This is a genomic window from Mitsuaria sp. RG, assembly GCF_028369275.1.
In the GTDB taxonomy this organism is placed as follows: domain Bacteria; phylum Pseudomonadota; class Gammaproteobacteria; order Pseudomonadales; family Pseudomonadaceae; genus Aquipseudomonas; species Aquipseudomonas peradeniyensis.
On the sequence record NZ_JAQMYQ010000012.1, the window covers coordinates 24,801 to 43,160 of the forward strand.

The window sequence follows — 18,360 nt, forward strand, 5'->3', positions numbered from 1 at the left end:
TAGCGAGGTCAGGCCTTGGACAGGCCGAGCGCCTCCAGCAGTAACCCTGCATCTTGAAACGCCCGATCCGCCTCCGGCAGCACCGGCCGCTTGAGCACCAGTACTGGAATCCCGCGCTCCCGCGCCACTTCCAGCTTCGGCTCGGTAGCCGTGCTGCCGCTGTTCTTGCTGACCAGCACATCGATCCGCCGACGTTCGAACAGGGCACGTTCGTCGTCGATGAGGAACGGCCCGCGAGCACCGATCACCTCGCAGCGTTCATTGGCGGGACACGCCTCGAGCGCGCGCAGGGTCCAGAACTGGTGTGGTGGAATTTCGTCCTGATGTTGCAAGGGTTCACGACCCAGCGTGAACAAGGGGCGCTCGAACGGGGTCAGCGCCTCGATCAGCCCGGCCCAGTCCTTGACTTCGCGCCAGTCGTCCCCAGCCTGCGCCTGCCACGCCGGGCGGCGCAGGGCCCAGCAGGGAATGCCGGCGCTGCGCGCTGCGAGGGCGGCGTTGCGGCTGATCTGCGCGGCGTAGGGGTGGGTGGCGTCGATCAGCAGGTCGATGCCTGTTTCGCGCAGGTAGTCGGCCAGGCCTTCGGCACCGCCATAACCACCGACCCGCACCTGGCACGTCAGGTCCTGTGGTACACGGCCGATACCGGCGAGGCTATAGACGTGCTGAGGACCCAGCTGGCGAGCAATGGCCAGGGCTTCGGTGACGCCGCCGAGCAGCAGGATGCGCCCCTTCATGCCACACCTGCCTTGCCGACGATGCCGCCCTGGCGGTCGATGGCGAACACTTCCACCTGCACCTGGGCCGGCACCACGCTACGGGCGAAGACCAGGGCGTGGCGGCACACCTCGTCACCGAGGGCGATGCCGGCAGCATGAGCAAGTGCGAGGGCCTGCTGGCTGGTATTGGCGGTGATGATCGCCTGTTGCAGCGCGGTGTCCGCGCCAATCGCCGCCGCCCAGCCCGCGAGCTGTGGCAGGTCGATGCTGGAGTGGCGGCTGTGCAGGTCCATGTGCCCGGCCGCCAGCTTGCTGATCTTGCCGAAGCCGCCGCATAGCGTGAGGCGCGGCACGGGTACCTTGCGCAGGTGCTTGAGCACGGCGCCGACGAAGTCGCCCATCTCGATCAGGGCGATCTCCGGCAGGTTGTAGACACGGCGCATGGTGTCTTCGCTGGCGTTGCCGGTGCAGGCGGCGATGTGGGTGTAGCCGTTGGTGTGGGCGACGTCGATGCCCTGGTGGATCGAGGCGATGTAGGCCGAGCAGGAGAACGGCCGGACGATGCCGCTGGTGCCCAGGATCGACAGCCCGCCGAGGATGCCCAGGCGCGGGTTCATGGTCTTCAGGGCCAACTGCTCGCCGCCCTGGACATTGACCGTCACTTCGAAACCGCCGTGGTAGCCGCAATCGCCGGCCAGTTGCAGCAGATGGTCGCTGATCATCTTGCGCGGCACCGGGTTGATGGCCGGTTCACCGACTGCCAGCACCAGCCCCGGGCGGGTCACGGTGCCAACGCCCGCGCCTGCGACGAAGCGAACGCCGGGCTCGGCGAGCAGGCGCACCTGGCTGTAGAGCAGGGCGCCGTGGGTGACATCGGGATCGTCGCCGGCATCCTTCAAGGTACCGGCCTCGGCCATGTCACCCTTGAGGTGGCAGAACTCCAGGCGCATCTGCACCACCTTGCCCTTGGGCAGGGTGATCTCCACCGCGTCGTGCCGTTGCCCGGTCAGCAGCAGGCGCGCCGCCGCCAGGCTGGTGGCGGTGGCGCAGCTGCCGGTGGTCAGGCCGCTGCGCAGCGGCGCGGGCTGTTCGCGGGTTTCTTCACGCATCGAGGGGCTTCACCACGTCGAGCAGGGTGATCGGCAGGGCCTGGCGCCAGGTGTCGAAACTGCCCAGAGGCTGGGTGTGGGCGATGTGGATGCGAGTCAGCTCGCCGCCATGCTGGTCGCGGAACTGCGCCAGGGCGACCTCGCTTTGCAGGGTGACGGCGTTGGCAACCAGGCGCCCGCCCGGCAGCAGGCGCTCCCAGCACAGGTCGAGCATGCCTTTGCGGGTGACGCCGCCGCCGATGAAGATCGCGTCCGGACGCTCCAGCCCGGCCAACGCTTCGGGGGCCTTGCCGCGAATCAGTTGCAGGCCGGGCACGCCGAGGGTGTCGCGGTTGTATTCGATAAAGCCCTGTCGGCTCTCGTCGGCCTCGATCGCAAGGGTACGGCAGCTGGGGTGGGCGCGCATCCATTCGATGCCGATCGAGCCGCAGCCAGCACCTACGTCCCACAGCAGCTCACCGGGTTGTGGTGCCAGGCGAGCCAGGGTGATCGCTCGCACGTCGCGCTTGGTCAGCTGGCCGTCGTGACGGAAGGCGCTGTCGGGCAGGCCGGCCACACGCGGCAGGCGTGGGGTGTCGGGCGAGGCCTGGCATTCGATGGCGACCAGGTTGAGCGTGGCGATGTCGGTGTGCGGCCAGTCGTCGGCGGTGCCGCTCAGCATTCGCTCCTGGGGGCCGCCGAGGTGTTCGAACACCTGGAGACGGCTGGGGCCGAAGCCTCGTTCGCACAGCTGCGAGGCAATGGCCGCCGGGCTGCACTCGTCGTTGCTCAGCACCAGCAGGCGCACGCCGCTGTGCAGATGGGCATTGAGCGCGGCCAGTGGGCGGGCAACCACCGAGACCACCTGTACATCCTGCAACGGCCAGCCCAGGCGGGCGGCGGCCAGGGCGCAGGAGGAGGGCATCGACAGCACCTGCAATTCCTCGGCGGGCAGCTGGCGCGCCAGGCTGGCGCCGACGCCGTAGAACATCGGGTCGCCGCTGGCCAGTACGCATACGGGCTCGCCGCGCAAGGCCATGACCGGGGCCAGGGAGAAGGGGCTGGGCCAGTGCAATTGCTCGGCGGTCACGCAGCGGGGCAGCAGTGCCAGCTGGCGTGGGGCCCCGATGATTCGCGTGGCCGATAGCAGGGCACGCCGGGCCTGCTTGCCCAGGCCGCTGAAACCGTCTTCGCCGATGCCTATTACTGTCAGCCAGGGGGCCATTGGGTCCTCTTCGATACCGCATGGGGGCACTACGTGCCCCTTTCGCGGCGCAAGGCCGCTCCTACAGGTGCAGCGCAAACCCTGTAGGAGCGGCCTTGTGCCGCGAAAGGGCTGCACAGCAGCCCCGAAATTGAACGTTCGACCACCGGCTTTTCATGCCGCCGGACAAAGCAGGCATAATACCGCGCCTTCTACACTGAAGCGCACTTTCACGATTGCCGGATGCCCCCTTGACGCAGCCCCCACCCTCCGAAGTTTCGACCCGTCCCTCGGCCTGCCCGGGGTTGTGGCGCATCGTTGCCGCGCGCGACGGTGGCATCTGCCGGATCAAGCTGCCGGGCGGCCTGCTGCTGGCCGACCAGGCCGATGCCGTGGCCGACGCCGCCGAGCGCTTCGCCGGCGGGGTGATCGAGGCGACCAACCGGGCCAACCTGCAGATCCGTGGCATTGGCCAGGATCACGGCGGCCTGGTCGAGCATCTGCTGGCCGCAGGGCTCGGCCCGCGTGACGCGGCGGGCGATGATGTGCGCAACCTCATGCTCAGCCCACTGGCCGGACTCGATCCGACCATGCTGTTCGACACCCGACCATTGGCCGGGCAGATCCTCGACCTGCTGGAAAGCACACCCCGGTTCCACAAGCTCTCGGCCAAGTTCGCCGTGCAGCTCGATGGCGGCGAAGCGCTGGCGATGCTCGACCACGCCCACGACCTGTGGTTGTCCGCCATGCCGCACGAAGGACGCATCTGGTTGCGGTTCGGCCTCGCGAGCAGCCTGTCGAATGGCCAGGCGCTGGGTGCGGTACCGATGGAGCAGGGGCCGGCGCTGGTGCGCGCGGTGCTGGAGCGCTTCCTCGACCTGGCGACGCCCGAGCAGTCGCGCATGCGTCAATTGCTGCAGGTGTGCCCGGTTGAGCACTTCCTCGAAGGGCTGGCGATCCAGATCGACACCCCGTCGATGCCCTGGCAGCGCCCGGCGACGACAAGCCCGTGGCTGGGCGTGCTGCCCCAGCGCCAGGGTGTGGCCCTGGGCGTCGCGCCACCCCTCGGGCGGCTGACGCCCGTAATGCTCCGTAGTGCCGCGCGCATCGCCCGGCAATGGGGCGATGGCAGCTTGCGCCTGACGCCTTGGCAGAGCCTGGTGCTGACCTCCCTCGAACCGACCGCGCTGGAAAACGCCCGTGTGCAACTGGCGGCATCCGGCATGCTCTGCCACAACGAACATCCACTGGCGCGGGTCGTCGCCTGCACCGGCTCCAGCGGTTGCGCCAAGGCCCAGGCCGACACCAAGGCTGACGCCATCGCCCTGGCCGCCCTGCTGCACCATGGCGCCCCGGGCTGCGTGCACCTGTCCGCCTGCCCACGTTCCTGCGCCATGGCCCACGTCGCCCCGGCGACCCTGCTGGCCCGCGCCCCGGGCCGCTATGACCTTTACTTGCGCGATGCGCGCCTGCCGGGCTTCGGCAGGTTGCGCGCCGCCAACCTTACCCCAGAAGAAGCAGGCGCCATGCTCGACCTGCCGACGGAGCACCTTGATGATTGACTACATCCGCGATGGTCAGGAGATCTATCGCAATTCCTTCCGGATCATCCGCGAGGAGGCCCGGCTCGAACGGATCCCCGCCGATCTCGAAAAACTCGCCGTGCGCGTGATCCATGCCTGCGGCATGGTCGAGGCCATCGATGGCCTGCAGTTCTCCGATGGCGCCGGTAGCGCCGGTCGCGAAGCCCTGGCCAAGGGCGCGCCGATCCTCTGCGACGCGCACATGGTTGCCGAAGGCATCACCCGCGCCCGCCTGCCGGCCAACAACCCGGTGATCTGCACCCTGCGCGACCCGAGCGTGCCGGACCTGGCCAAGGCCGAGGGCAATACCCGTTCGGCGGTGGCCCTGGAGCTGTGGCGCCCGCACCTGGAGGGCAGCGTGGTGGTGATCGGCAACGCGCCGACCGCGTTGTTCTATCTGCTGGAAATGCTCGATGCCGGCGCACCGAAACCGGCGCTGATCCTCGGCTTCCCGGTCGGCTTCGTCGGCGCCGCCGAGTCCAAGGCGATGCTCGCCGCCGACAGCCGTGGCGTGCCGTTCGTGATCATGCAGGGCCGCCTGGGCGGCAGCGCGATGGCCGCCGCCGCGGTCAACGCCCTGGCCACGGAGGTGGAATGATGCACGCACGCGGACGACTGCTGGGCCTGGGCGTGGGCCCGGGCGATCCCGAGCTGATCACGGTCAAGGCCCTGCGCCTGCTGCGCGAGGCACCGGTGGTGGCGTACTTCGTGGCCAAGGGCAAGCGCGGCAATGCCTTCGGTATCATCGAAGCGCACCTGCAAGCCGAACAGACCCTGCTGCCGCTGGTGTACCCGGTGACCACCGAGGCGCTGCCCGCGCCGCTCTCCTACGAGCAGGTGATCAGCGACTTCTACGACGAAGCCAGCCTGCAGGTTGCCGCGCACCTGGACGCCGGCCGCGACGTGGCGGTGATCTGCGAAGGGGACCCGTTCTTCTACGGCTCCTACATGTACCTGCACGATCGCCTGGCCTCGCGCTACGAGGCGCAGGTGATTCCGGGCGTCTGCTCGATGCTCGGTGGCGCCTCGGTGCTCGGTGCACCGTTGGTGTACCGCAACCAGACCCTTACCGTGCTCTCCGGTGTGCTGCCCCATGAAGAGCTCAAACAGCGACTGGCTGCTGCCGACGCGGCAGTGATCATGAAGCTGGGGCGCAACTTCCCCAAGGTGCGCCAGGTGCTCGGCGAGCTGGGCCTGGATAGCCGTGCGCTGTACGTGGAGCGGGCCACCATGGCCAACCAGAAGATCGTCGCGCTGGACGAGGTCGACCCGCAGTCCTCGCCGTACTTCTCGCTGATCATCGTGCCGGGTGAGAAATGGCAGGGATGATCAAGGCACCGGCAATCGTCATTCTCGGCCCCGGCAGCCTGGCTACCGCGCAGCGTATCCAGCAATGCTATCCACAGGCCGTGATCCATGGCCTGCAAGGGCGCGTGGAGGGTGTCGACCGTTACTACGCAGTCTTCGGCGACACCCTGCGTGAGCTGTATCAGCAAGACACGCCGATCATCGCCTTGTGCGCGGCGGGTATCGTCATTCGCACCCTGGCGCCGCTGTTGAGCGAAAAAGGCGTCGAACCACCGGTACTGGCGGTGGCCGAGGACGGCAGCGCCGTGGTTCCGCTGCTCGGTGGCCTGGGCGGAGTCAACGTCATGGCCCGAGAGATCGGTGAAGCGTTGGGTGTCAGCGCGGCGATCACCACCAGTGGCGAGCTGCGCTTCGGCACCTGCCTGCTGAATCCGCCCGAGGGTTACGCACTGGCGGACCTGGAACAGGGCAAGCGCTTCGTCTGCGACCTGCTGGCGGGCGAGGCGGTGCGTGTCGAAGGCGACGCGCCGTGGCTTGAGCACGCGCAGTTGCCCGCCAGCGAAGATGCCCAACGCACTATCCACGTGGGCAGCGCACTGCGTCCGGCCAGTCGTGACGAACTGCTGATCCACGCGCGTTGCGTGGTGGTGGCGGTCACAGCCGGTAGCGCTGACCTGGTGCAACAGGTGCGCGAGGAGCTGCTGCGAGCGAACATTGCCGAGCCTGCGCTGGCCTGCCTGCTGGCGAGCGAAACCGAGATGGCGGAGTCGGCCCTGCACGAAGCTGCACAGGCCTTGAATGTCGCCCTGCGCTTCGCCCCGGCCGCCGAGAGCCTGGAGCGGATGCTGGCTGATGCATTGCCGCACGCGCGCGTAGGTTCGTCCGTGGGGCTCGCCCACGCCGTTGCCGCGGCACCGGTCGACATCGCCCGCGTTGGCCGTCGCCGTGGTCGCCTGGCGGTGATCGGCCTGGGCCCTGGTGCCGCCGAACTGATGGTACCGGCGGTCAAGGCGGAGCTGGCGCGGGCGCAGGATGTGCTCGGCTACGAAACCTACGTGCGCATGGCCGGCCCGTTCCGCGACGATCAGGTACTGCACTGCACCGACAACCGCGAAGAGATGCAGCGCGCTCGTCATGCTTTCGAGCTGGCGGCCCAGGGGCGTTCGGTGGTGGTGGTGTCGTCGGGTGATCCGGGCGTGTTCGCCATGGCCGCCGCAGTGCTCGAGGCGTTGCACGAGTCCAGCGACCCGGCCTGGCAGCGCGTCGAGTTGCAGATCCTGCCCGGCGTCTCGGCCTCGCTGGCCACCGCCGCGCAAGCGGGGGCGCCGCTGGGGCATGATTTCTGCGTGATGTCGCTGTCGGACAACCTCAAGCCCTGGTCGATCATCGAGAAACGCCTCGACCTGGCGGCCCAGGCGGATCTGGTGCTGGCGTTCTACAACCCGATCTCCAAGGCCCGGCCTCATCAGCTGGGTGCGGCGCTGGAGGTGGTACGCCGTCATCGTGACGCAGGCACGCCGGTGGTGCTGGGCCGTGATATCGGCCGGCCGGGCCAGACCCTGCGGGTAGTGACCCTGGGCGAGCTGCTGCCGGAGATGGTCGACATGCGTACCATGGTGCTGGTCGGCTCCTCGACCACCTGCACCTTCCCCCGTGCCGATGGCGGCCAGTGGGTGTACACGCCGCGCTGGTATCCCGCCAAGCCCTGAGTGCAGCCGGGGTCAGGGCAGCAGGTAGCCCTTGATCCCGGTGAAGATGATCTGCGCCGCCAGGGCACAGACGAACAGCCCCATCAGGCGGCTGACGATCTGCAGGCCCTGGTCGCCGAGCAGCCGCTCGATACGGTGCGAGAGGTACAGCACCAGGCCGACGGTGAAGCTGGCCAGGGCGATGCTGACGATGGCCAGCAGCTTGTCGTCCCAGTGCGGCTGGCCCACCCCCATCACCAGCAGCGCACCGATGGTGCCCGGGCCGACTGTCAGCGGAATGGTCAGCGGCACGATGGTCACGTCCTGCTGCACGTTGTCGGTCTGCACCGCCGACTTGCCCTGGGCCATGCCCAGCGCCGAGATGAACAGCACCGAGCCCGCGCCGATGCGGAAGGCGTCGGCGGTGATGCCGAACACGCCGAAGATCACCCGTCCGAACAGATAGAGCAGCACGCTGGCCACCAGCGTGGCGATCGCCACGCGCCAGGCCAGTTGCTTGCGTTCCTTGCTGGAGTGGCCGCGGGTCAGGCCGATGAAACACGACAGCACGAAGAACGGGCTGTAGAGCACGAGCATTTTCAGGTAGACGCTGAACAACTCATGGAGCATGGGGGCGGGTCCGCGGCGGTGAAATGTCACTGTATAGCACGGATCCTGTAGGAGCGGCCTTGCGCCGCGAAAGGGCTGCAGCGCGGCCCCGGGATCTCAGCTAAAGCAGAAATGGCCGGGGGCTGCTGTGCAGCCCATTCCGGCCGGTCCGACGCCTCGGCAAGGCCGCTCCTACACCAATAGCATTTCAGTCGAGGGGGGCAGTAACTACCTGACGCTGCCCCGCCCAGAACTGGATCAGTTCGCGCAATTGCGACAGCTCCACGGGCTTGGCCATATGGCCATCCATGCCGGCCAGCCGTGCGCGCTCCTTGTGCTCGTTGAGAATGTGCGCGGTCAGCGCCACCACCGGGGTGCGCGGCCGCTGGTTGGCGGACTCCCAGGCGCGCAGCTGCTGGGTGGCGGAGAAGCCGTCGAGCACCGGCATCTCGCAGTCCATCAGCACCAGGTCGTAGTGCTTGGTCTTCATCGCTTGCAGGGCTTCTTCGCCGTTGCTGGCAGTATCCGGCTCGAGATTGAGCTTGCCGAGCATGCCGCGGATGACCTTGGTCGAAATACTGTTGTCCTCGGCCACCAGGATGCGGAAGTCGCCGGGCAGGTCCAGCGGCACCGGAGTGCCGACCGGCAGCGGCGGCGCGGCCTGGTCGCGGCCGCGCAGGGCGAGCTCCTCGGCGAGGGTAGTCTTGAGCGTGTAGCCGGCCACCGGCTTGGCGAGGATGCGCTTGACCCCGGCGTTGCGGGCGATGATCTTGCTCGGCGCATTGCTGATACCGGTGAGCATCACCACCAGGATGTCGTGGTTCAGGCTCGGATCTTCCTTGATCTTGGCCGCCAGTTGCATGCCGGTCATGCCGGGCATGTTCTGGTCCAGCAGCACCGCGTCAAAGTAGTCGCGCAGGTGCGCCTTGGTACGCAGCAGCGCCAGCGCTTCCTTGCCCGACGGCACCGCGCTGACGTTCATGCCCCAGGCGCTGCATTGCTGCACCAGCACCTTGCGGCAGGTGTCGTTGTCGTCGACCACCAGCACCCGCGCATCGCGCAACGGGCCGTCGAGGTCGGTGGCCGGCTGCTCCAGGCGCTGCGGATCCAGCGGCAGGGTCAGCCACAGGGTGTTGCCCATGCTGGTGCTGGTCTTGATGCCGAACTCGCCTTGCATCAGGCCGATCAGCTGCTTGGCGATCACCAGGCCCAGGTGGCCGCCGAGCTTGTTGCTGGAGAGGAAGTGGCGGCTGTGCAGTTCGGCCTGCAGCAGGGCGTCGCGCTCGGCGGGCGGCATCGGCTCGCCGCTGTCCTGCACGGCGATGCGCAGGCGCGGGCTGTCGCCGCGCTGGTCGAGGGCCACCACCAGCAGGATCTCGCCCTGGGTAGTGTTCTTCAGGGCATTGTCCAGCAGGCTCGACAGGGCCTGGCGCAGGCGCGTCGGGTCGCCGCTGACGACCCTGGGCACCTGGGGCTGGGTGAAGCTGATCAGCTCGATGTTCTGCTGCTCGGCCTTGGCCCGGAAGATGTTCAGGCAGTCCTCGATCAGGGCGTTGAGGTCGAACTGCACGTCGTCCAGTTCAATCTGTCGCGATTCGAGCTTGGAGATGTCGAGGATCTCGTTGATCAGGGTGAGCAGTTCGTTGCCGGCGCTGTGGATGGTCTGCACGTAGTCGCGCTGCTTGACCGACAGCGGCGTGCCCAGCAGCAGCTCGGTCATGCCCAGCACGCCGTTCATGGGGGTGCGGATCTCGTGGCTGATCTTGGCCAGGAACTCGGCCTTGGCGTTGATCTCGGCGTCGCTGGCGGCCAGGGCGCGGCTGGCGCGGAAGCGCTCTTCGCTGATCCGGCGCAGGCGCTCGCTGACCGCGAGGTTGAGCAACAGGCCGCTGACCACGGTCAACGCCATGAGGATGCACAGCAGCCAGGGCATTGGGGTGCGGGTCAGGCCCAGCAGGGCCGGCAGCAGTACCAGGCCGCCGAGGTTGAACACCAGCATCGCCACGCTGAACAGCCGCGCCGGGCCGTAGCCCTTGTACCAGTGATAGCTGCTGACCAGCAGCATGCTCACGCTGCCCAGGGCGAGCAGGGCGTAGGTCATCAGGTTCAGCGGCAGCGTGTCGACGAACAGCAGCACCAGGCCGCTGACCGCGGCCACTACCATTTCCATCTGCATCAGGCGGTTGAGCCGCGCCGAACTGCAGGGAGAGAAGAAATGCAGGGTGAAGTACAGCCCGGCCAGGCCCGCCAGCACCAAGGTCAGGTAGGCCGCCGGGGTCTGTGCGCTGTGCCACAGCTGCCCCCACGGGCCAGTGAGATTGAGCAGGATCAGCGCGCTGAGCAGCATCAGGCCGTGGTACAGCGCCAGGACCAGCGTGGTGCTGGAGCGAGAATAGGCGAAGCGGATCAGGTTGTGCAGGATCAGCATCACCAGCCCGCCGAACAGCAGGCCGAACAGCAGCGACTGGCGCTGGTCGGCGGCGGCGTGGGCGGTGGACTCGACGCTGATGGCCGGGCGCAACTGGTGTTCGGAGACCAGCCGCAGGTAGATGTCCAGTGGCTGGCTGCTGTGTGGCAGCGGCAGCACATGGTCCCGGCCGCGCTGGGTCGGGCTCAGGCCATCGCCCTGGCGGCCATGGTGCAGCTGGCGCAGCAGTTTGCCGCCTTCGAGGGCGTAGAGGTCCAGGCGCGACAGGTCGGGGGCGAAGATACGGACCAGTTGCTCCTGGTCGTGCGGTTCCAGGCGGTAGTGCAGCCAGAGCGCCTGGTCGGGGAGGGCGGCATCCAGTTCGTCGAGGGCCAGGGGGCTGAACTGGTTGCGGTAACGTTCGGAGCGTACATCGGACAATTGCAGGTTGGCCTGTTCGTCGAGCAGCGCCGACCAGCCTGCGGCCTGTTCGGCATGTGCCGGGAGCAGGCAGAGCAGGGTCAGCAGGCTGACGATCAGGGCTATGGCAATCCGAAGCCGACGCACGACGAAATCCCTTCTTAGCTAATGTGCCGGATAACAACTATGCGCGGCGCGCCAAGGCGAAGGCAAGGCCCCGGCGGGGCCTTGACGACGAGCCGAAGGCCGCGCGCGCGGAGCGCCACGACCGTTCGGTGCATTTTTACTGCTGGTGCTCACCGCGCTCGCGGGCGATGGCCCGGTAGCCGATGTCGGTGCGGTAGAAGCTGGCGTCCCACTTGACCTGCTCGGCCAGGCGGTAGGCCTGCTGCTGGGCGGCCTCGACGGTGTCGCCCATGGCGGTGGCGCAGAGCACGCGGCCACCGGCGCTGACCACCTGGCCGTCCTTCAGCGCGGTACCGGCGTGGAACACCTTGCCTTCAAGCTTGGCGGCGGCATCCAGGCCGCTGATCACGGCACCCTTGGCGTAGTCGCCCGGGTAGCCACCGGCGGCCAGCACCACGCCCAGGCTCGGACGTGGGTCCCACTGGGCCTCGACCTTGTCCAGGGCCTTGGCGAAGGCAGCCTCGATCAGCAGCACCAGGCTCGACTCCAGGCGCAGCATGACCGGCTGGGTCTCCGGGTCGCCGAAGCGGCAGTTGAACTCGATGACCTTGGGGTTGCCCGCCTTGTCGATCATCAGGCCGGCGTAGAGGAAGCCGGTGTAGACGTTGCCTTCCTCGGCCATGCCGCGCACGGTCGGCCAGATCACCTGGTCCATCACGCGCTGGTGCACGTCGGCGGTGACCACCGGGGCAGGCGAGTAGGCGCCCATGCCGCCGGTGTTCGGGCCGGTGTCCTGGTCGCCGACGCGCTTGTGGTCCTGGCTGGTGGCCATGGGCAGCACGTTGTGGCCGTCGACCATGACGATGAAGCTGGCTTCCTCGCCGTCGAGGAACTCTTCGATCACCACCCGCGAACCGGCTTCACCGAAGGCGTTGCCGGCGAGCATGTCGCGCACGGCGTCTTCGGCTTCCTGCAGGGTCATGGCGACGATCACGCCCTTGCCGGCGGCCAGGCCGTCGGCCTTGATCACGATCGGCGCGCCTTTCTCACGCAGGTAGGCCAGGGCCGGCTCGATCTCGGTGAAGTTCTGGTAGTCGGCGGTCGGGATCTTGTGACGGGCCAGGAAGTCCTTGGTGAAGGCCTTGGAGCCTTCCAGCTGGGCCGCGCCCTTGGTCGGACCGAAGCAGTCCAGGCCGCGGCTGCGGAACAGGTCGACCACGCCGATGACCAGCGGCGCTTCCGGGCCGACGATGGTCAGGTCGACGTTCTTCTCGGCGAAATCGGCCAGTTGCTCCAGGGCGGTGACGTCAATGGCGACGTTTTCGCACTTGGCTTCGGTGGCGGTGCCGGCGTTGCCCGGGGCAACGAAGACTTTCTCGACGCGTGGGTCCTGGGCGACTTTCCAGGCCAGGGCGTGTTCACGACCGCCGCTGCCGATGATCAAAACTTTCATGTCAAAACCTCGAAATCTGTAGAGCGGCGATCCCGCTTCCTGTAGGAGCGGCCTTGTGCCGCGAAAGGGCCGCAGGGCGGCCCCTGGATTTCCGGGATATCCCTAAACCCTGTGGGCTGCTTTGCAGCCCTTTCGCGGCACAAGGCCGCTCCTACAAGGACCGGGATCGACCCGGCATCTGTTTAGTGGCGGAAGTGGCGCATACCGGTAAACACCATGGCGATACCGGCTTCATCAGCGGCAGCAATCACCTCGGCGTCACGCATCGAGCCACCCGGCTGGATCACGGCGCTGATACCCACTTTAGCCGCATTGTCGATGCCGTCGCGGAACGGGAAGAACGCATCCGAGGCCATCACCGCGCCCTGCACCTGCAGGCCGGCGTGTTCGGCCTTGATCGCGGCGATGCGCGCGGAGTTGACGCGGCTCATCTGGCCGGCGCCGACGCCGATGGTCTGGCGGTTCTTGGCGTAGACGATGGCGTTGGACTTGACGAACTTGGCCACTTTCCAGGCAAACACCAGGTCGTGCACTTCCTGCTCGGTCGGTGCACGCTGGGTGACGATCTTCAGGTCATCGGCAGTGATCATGCCGATATCGCGGCTCTGCACCAGCAGGCCACCGTTGACGCGCTTGAAGTCCCAACCGGCAGCGCGCTCGGCAGGCCACTCGCCGCACTCCAGCAGACGCACGTTCTGCTTGGCGGCCACGACTTCGCGGGCGGCCTGGGAGATTTTCGGGGCGATGATCACTTCGACGAACTGACGCTCGACGATGGCTTTGGCGGTTTCGCCGTCCAGCTCGCGGTTGAAGGCGATGATGCCGCCGAAGGCCGATTCGGTGTCGGTGGCGTAGGCCAGGTCGTAGGCCTTGCGAATACCGCCTTCGTCCTCAGGCACCACGGCCACGCCGCACGGGTTGGCGTGCTTGACGATGACGCAGGCCGGCTTGACGAAGCTCTTCACGCACTCCAGCGCGGCGTCGGTGTCGGCCACGTTGTTGAACGACAGCTCCTTGCCCTGCAGCTGGATGGCGGTGGAGATGCTGGCCTCGCCTTTCTTGGCCTCGACGTAGAACGCCGCGCTCTGGTGCGGGTTCTCGCCGTAGCGCATTTCCTGGGCCTTGACGAACTGGCTGTTGAAGGTGCGCGGGAACTCGCTGCGGTCTTCGGTCGACAGGGTCTGTTTGGCCTGGTCGATGGTGCCCATGTAGTTGGCGATCATGCCGTCGTAGGCGGCGGTGTGCTCGAAGGCCTTGAGCATCAGGTCGAAGCGCTGGGCGTAGGTCAGGCCGCCGGCCTTGAGGCCCTCGACGATGCCGGCGTAGTCGCTGGCGTTGACCACGATGGCGACGTCCTTGTGGTTCTTCGCAGCAGAGCGGACCATGGTCGGGCCGCCGATGTCGATGTTCTCGATGGCGGTCGGCAGGTCGCAGCCCGGCTTGCTGATGGTGGCTTCGAACGGGTACAGGTTGACCGCGACCAGGTCGATCGGCTTGATGCCGTGCTCGTTCATGATGGCGTCGTCGGTGCCGCGACGGCCGAGGATGCCGCCGTGGATCTTCGGATGCAGGGTCTTGACCCGGCCGTCCATCATTTCGGCGAAGCCGGTGTAGTCGGCCACTTCCACCGCGTTCACGCCATTGTCCTTGAGCAGCTTGTAGGTGCCGCCGGTGGACAGGATCTCGACACCGAGCTGCTGCAGCTCACGGGCGAATTCGAGGATACCGGTCTTGTCGGAGACGCTGATCAGGGCGCGGCGGATCGGCAGGCGGGTAGTCTGGTCGGTCATTTCAGATTCCATAACGCGGTGGAGTCAGCAAAAAAGGCGCCTTTTTGCATGAGCGCCTTTTCTGGTTGGGGTTCTGGCCTTACAACAGATCGTACTGCTTGAGCTTCTTGCGCAGCGTGCCTCGGTTGAGCCCGAGCATCTCGCTGGCCTTGGTCTGGTTGCCCTTGACGTAGTTCATTACGCATTCGAGCAAGGGCGCCTCGACTTCCGAGAGCACCAGGTTGTACACGTCCGTGACGGTAGCGCCTTCCAGGTGGGCGAAGTAGTTGTGCAGCGCCTTCTCGACGCTGTCGCGCAGGGTCTGGCCCTCCTCGCTCGGCGTGTTCAGGTGCTGCTTGAGGTTGGCGTTGTCGCTCACGGGCGTTGTTCCACTCACTAATGTCTCGGTCATCATCGTCATGCGGCCACCCCTTGTTCGTCCTCTGTCCCAAGGCTCTGTCGACGTTCGGCGAAAAAGGCCTGAACGTTGGCGCACTGCGCTTGTGTGTCTTCCAAAGCGTTGAACCGGCTGCGGAACTCCTTGCCGCCGGGTCGGGTCGCCAGGTACCAGCCCACGTGCTTGCGGGCGATACGCACGCCCATCACATCGCCGTAGAAGGCGTGCAGCGCAGCCAGGTGCTCCAGCAGAATGCGTTCCACTTCGTCCAGCGCCGGTGCGGGCAAATGCTCGCCCGTGCGCAGGAAATGCTCGATCTCGCGGAAAATCCACGGCCGCCCCTGGGCGGCACGGCCGATCAGCAGGCCGTCGGCACCGGTGGCGTGCAGCACCGCCCGGGCCTTTTCCGGCGAGGTGATGTCGCCGTTGGCAAATACCGGGATCGACACCGCCTGCTTGATCGCGGCGATGGTGTCGTACTCGGCGTCACCGGTGTACAGGTCGGCGCGTGTGCGGCCATGCACCGCCAGCGCCTGGATGCCGGCCTGTTCGGCGATCTTCGCCACATTCAGGCCGTTCTTGTTCGCCCGGTCCCAGCCGGTGCGAATCTTCAGCGTCACCGGGACGTCCACGGCGCCGACGACGGCGTGGAGGATCTCGGTGACCAAGGCTTCATCTCTCAATAAAGCAGAGCCTGCGGCCTTGTTGCAGACTTTTTTCGCCGGACAGCCCATGTTGATGTCGATGATCTGGGCGCCGGCTTCGACGTTGGCCCGGGCCGCCTCGGCCATCATCTGCGCGTCGCCGCCGGCGATCTGCACCGAGCGTGGCTCGGGATCGCCTTCGTGGATGCGACGCAGGCTCGACTTGCGGCTGTTCCACAGGCGCATGTCGCTGGAGACCATTTCCGAGACCACCATGCCCGCCCCCAGGCGTTTGCACAGGGTGCGGAAAGGTTGGTCCGTGACGCCGGCCATGGGGGCCAGGATCAGGTTGTTCTGCAGTGTGTAAGGGCCGATGCGTACCGCCGACATAGGTGTTCCCTGTTGTGGGGCCGAATCATTGGAGTTCGAAAAAGGGATGGCATGATACCCGCTCTCGATGACCGGATAAAGATGAATCTGGATAAAATCTGAACAGTTGCGGCGTTATGAAAGATGCCGCGAGTCTCGGAAATTCAACCGTTCAGTTGAACCTGGGGCTGCTTTGCGGCCCGTTCGCGACACCAGCAAGCCCGTAGGGCGGGCTTGCCGCTGGTCGTTTACTCCGGCGAGCGGAAGCTCAGGCTGTAGTTCACCGCCTTCGGCCCCGGGTCGAGGATGTCCAGGGCGATGTGGATCGGTGTCTGGCTGGGCATCTCGCCGCGGCCGGCCAGCTCGCCCGACAGGTACTCGCTGGGCTTGAAGCGGCGGCTGGCGATCAGCTGGCCGTTGAGGTCGGCGAAGCGCAGCTCCAGCAAGGGGAAGGGTTGGGCGAAGGGGGCGCGGTTGTAGATGATCGCGTCGACGATCAGCGCGCCCTTGAAGTCCGGGTGGCTGCGCACCACCAGGTTGCTGCTCTTGATCCGCGAGATGTCCACGCGGGTCGGCACCTGGCAGCCGAACACCGGGCACAGTTGCTGGAACCAGGGGCGGTACTGGTCCTGGCGGGCCATTTCATCGAAGTGGAACCAGACGTACTGGAATGCCAGCAGGGTGGCGGCCAGCAGGGTCAGGAAGCCCCACAGCAGGCGCTTGCCCCAGTTCGGCGCGGGCTTTTCCCAATCCAGCTGCAACGGATCGTCGACCACGTCGACCAGCGGCTCCTTGCGCGTGCGCTCGGGCTTGATCACCAGGCTGGGCTCCAGGCGTTGCCCGGACTGTTCGTCGGGTTCCTCGTCGCGGGCTGAAAGCGGCTCGCTGCGGACCTCGTCATCCAGCGCCGACAGGCCCTTCTCCGGAACTGGCTCGTCGTGGGCGGACAACCGTTCCAACGGCTCGTCGAGGTCGTCGGTCGCTGTCTGGTGGCGCACCGGCGGTTCGTCGTCCAGCTCGAGGTCGGCGCTGCCGAGGGTCGGTTCGGTGCGTTCGTCGGCCGCGGCTTCCAGGTCCAGCGGTTCCTGCTCGACCAGTACCGGCGCTTCCTCGCGCACCTGTACGGGCTCCAGGTCATTATCGGTGGCCGTGCCGAACAGTTCGTCGCCGTGTCCATCGCCAACCTGCTCGTCGCGACGGGCCTGCAGCACGCCCTTCGTCGCGCCGCGCCGGTCACCCGGGCTGCGCCGTTCGAGGCGCGCCAGTTCCTGGTCGAGGTCCAGGGCGTCCAGTTCCTCGGCCGTGACGCTCCAGTTGTCTTCGCCCGGTGCCGGGGTTTCGGCCACCGGCGCGACTGCCGGGGGCAGCGGAGCGATCGCCTGCGCCACGGCAGGCGGTGCCTCGGCGCCGGCGGCGCGGTTCTGCTCCAGCAACTGTTTCGCCGCGTTGAACACCTGCAGGCAATGACCGCAGCGCACCACGCCACGGGCCACGCTCAACTGGTGATGGGTGACGCGAAAGCTGGTCTGGCAATGCGGGCACTGGGTGACGAAACTGTCGGTCATGCGGCTGTCCGGGGAACTGTGCAGGAAATGAGTCTAGGCGCGCTTAGCGGCGGCGACCACTGATACGTACCCAGCCGTCGCGCACGACGATCGGGTCCAGGTCGAAGTCGGCCGTATAGGCGGCGGCCACTTCCTCGCCTTGTTCGGCGAGGATGCCCGACAGCGCCAGCAGGCCACCGGGGCGCACCAGGCCGGACAGCTGCGGCGCCAGCGAGACCAGCGGGCCGGCCAGGATATTGGCGACCAGCACGTCGGCCTGCATGGCCGGCATCTGCTCGGGCAGGTACAGGTCGAACTTGTCGTCGGCGATGCCGTTGCGCTGGGCGTTGTCACGGGAGGCCTCGATAGCCTGCACGTCGATGTCGGTGCCGACCGCGTGGCGGGCGCCCAGCAGCAGCGCGGCGATGGCGAGGATGCCCGAGCCGCAGCCGAAGTCCAGCACCTGGGTGCCTTCGAGCTGCTGGCCGTCGAGCCATTCCAGGCACAGCGCGGTGGTCGGGTGGGTACCGGTGCCGAACGCCAGGCCCGGGTCGAGCAGCAGGTTCACCGCGTCCTTTTCCGGGGCTTCGTGCCAGCTCGGCACAATCCACAGGCGCTGGCCGAAGCGCATGGGTTGGAAGTTGTCCATCCAGCTGCGTTCCCAGTCCTGGTCCTCGATCACTTCGGCGTGGTGCTCGGGCAACTCGGCGCCGGTCAGTAGGCGCAGGTGGGCGAATACCTGGTCGGGCTCGGCATCGGCCTCGAACAGCGCCAGCAGGTGCGTGTGCGACCACAGCGGGGTGGTGTTGAGGTCCGGTTCGAAGATCGGCTGGTCTTCGGCATCCATGAAGGTCACCGAGACGGCACCCACTTCGAGCAGGGCGTCTTCGTAGGTTTCGGCTTGTTCCGGGCTGATGGCCAGGCGTACTTGCAGCCAGGGCATGGCGGGCACCTTTGGTAAATCGACAGGGGCAGCCCGAGGCTGCGCGAAAAGGCCGCCAGTTTACTTGAGTGCGCAGGGTTTGTGCAGGA

15 protein-coding genes are annotated in these 18,360 nt (G+C 67.0%); 4 read left to right on the top strand and 11 right to left on the bottom strand.

The features are described from left to right. Window positions 1-8: 8 nt before the first annotated feature. From POF53_RS09385 to cbiE, 3 genes are read right to left on the bottom strand one after another with little or no spacing between them, the layout of a single operon-like run. Entirely contained in the window at window positions 9-737 is a 729-nt protein-coding gene (locus tag POF53_RS09385) for a cobalt-precorrin-6A reductase (protein WP_498967403.1), read from the bottom strand. Continuing rightward, window positions 734-1,828: a cobalt-precorrin-5B (C(1))-methyltransferase gene (locus tag POF53_RS09390; protein WP_232856593.1), complete on the bottom strand. Its 1,095-nt coding sequence runs from the start codon at window positions 1,826-1,828 to the stop codon at window positions 734-736. Before POF53_RS09390 ends, POF53_RS09385 begins: the two co-directional genes overlap by 4 nt. Beyond that, on the bottom strand, window positions 1,821-3,032 hold the full coding sequence (cbiE, locus tag POF53_RS09395; RefSeq protein ID WP_498967406.1) for a precorrin-6y C5,15-methyltransferase (decarboxylating) subunit CbiE: 1,212 nt from the start codon (window positions 3,030-3,032) through the stop codon (window positions 1,821-1,823). The genes POF53_RS09390 and cbiE overlap by 8 nt, the downstream gene beginning before the upstream one ends. Before the next feature lie 230 nt (window positions 3,033-3,262). Between cbiE and cobG the strand changes: the two genes are divergently transcribed. From cobG to cobJ, 4 genes are read left to right on the top strand one after another with little or no spacing between them, the layout of a single operon-like run. Further along, window positions 3,263-4,573, top strand: coding sequence for a precorrin-3B synthase (gene cobG, locus POF53_RS09400; protein WP_498967408.1), 1,311 nt, complete (start codon window positions 3,263-3,265; stop codon window positions 4,571-4,573). After that, the gene (locus POF53_RS09405; protein WP_203648111.1) at window positions 4,566-5,192 is read left to right on the top strand and encodes a precorrin-8X methylmutase; all 627 of its coding nucleotides are present in this window, start codon (window positions 4,566-4,568) and stop codon (window positions 5,190-5,192) included. The genes cobG and POF53_RS09405 overlap by 8 nt, the downstream gene beginning before the upstream one ends. Further along, window positions 5,189-5,923, top strand: coding sequence for a precorrin-2 C(20)-methyltransferase (locus POF53_RS09410; protein WP_177330861.1), 735 nt, complete (start codon window positions 5,189-5,191; stop codon window positions 5,921-5,923). Before POF53_RS09405 ends, POF53_RS09410 begins: the two co-directional genes overlap by 4 nt. Beyond that, entirely contained in the window at window positions 5,911-7,611 is a 1,701-nt protein-coding gene (gene cobJ, locus POF53_RS09415) for a precorrin-3B C(17)-methyltransferase (RefSeq protein WP_232856596.1), read from the top strand. Before POF53_RS09410 ends, cobJ begins: the two co-directional genes overlap by 13 nt. Window positions 7,612-7,623: 12 nt before the next feature. On the opposite strand, the gene POF53_RS09420 is transcribed toward cobJ, so the two are convergent. From POF53_RS09420 to prmA, 8 genes are all read right to left on the bottom strand, one after another. Next, window positions 7,624-8,220, bottom strand: a complete 597-nt coding sequence (locus POF53_RS09420) for a MarC family protein (protein WP_028691281.1) — start codon at window positions 8,218-8,220, stop codon at window positions 7,624-7,626. Window positions 8,221-8,407: 187 nt separating this feature from the next. After that, entirely contained in the window at window positions 8,408-11,173 is a 2,766-nt protein-coding gene (locus POF53_RS09425) for a hybrid sensor histidine kinase/response regulator (RefSeq protein ID WP_232856597.1), read from the bottom strand. 136 nt (window positions 11,174-11,309) lie between these two features. Then, complete coding sequence (gene purD / locus POF53_RS09430; RefSeq protein ID WP_203648108.1) at window positions 11,310-12,605, bottom strand: phosphoribosylamine--glycine ligase; 1,296 nt, start codon at window positions 12,603-12,605, stop codon at window positions 11,310-11,312. 182 nt (window positions 12,606-12,787) lie between these two features. Then, on the bottom strand, window positions 12,788-14,395 hold the full coding sequence (gene purH, locus POF53_RS09435; RefSeq protein ID WP_203648107.1) for a bifunctional phosphoribosylaminoimidazolecarboxamide formyltransferase/IMP cyclohydrolase: 1,608 nt from the start codon (window positions 14,393-14,395) through the stop codon (window positions 12,788-12,790). A gap of 79 nt (window positions 14,396-14,474) precedes the next feature. Further along, window positions 14,475-14,753 (bottom strand): DNA-binding transcriptional regulator Fis, encoded by a 279-nt coding sequence (gene fis, locus POF53_RS09440; protein ID WP_498967413.1) that lies wholly within the window; start codon window positions 14,751-14,753, stop codon window positions 14,475-14,477. Between the two features lie 38 nt (window positions 14,754-14,791). Continuing rightward, complete coding sequence (gene dusB / locus POF53_RS09445; RefSeq protein WP_050707006.1) at window positions 14,792-15,805, bottom strand: tRNA dihydrouridine synthase DusB; 1,014 nt, start codon at window positions 15,803-15,805, stop codon at window positions 14,792-14,794. Between the two features lie 227 nt (window positions 15,806-16,032). Continuing rightward, window positions 16,033-17,349, bottom strand: coding sequence for a DUF3426 domain-containing protein (locus POF53_RS09450; RefSeq protein WP_498967415.1), 1,317 nt, complete (start codon window positions 17,347-17,349; stop codon window positions 16,033-16,035). Between the two features lie 43 nt (window positions 17,350-17,392). Further along, entirely contained in the window at window positions 17,393-18,271 is an 879-nt protein-coding gene (prmA, locus tag POF53_RS09455) for a 50S ribosomal protein L11 methyltransferase (protein WP_498967417.1), read from the bottom strand. Window positions 18,272-18,360 lie beyond the last annotated feature (89 nt).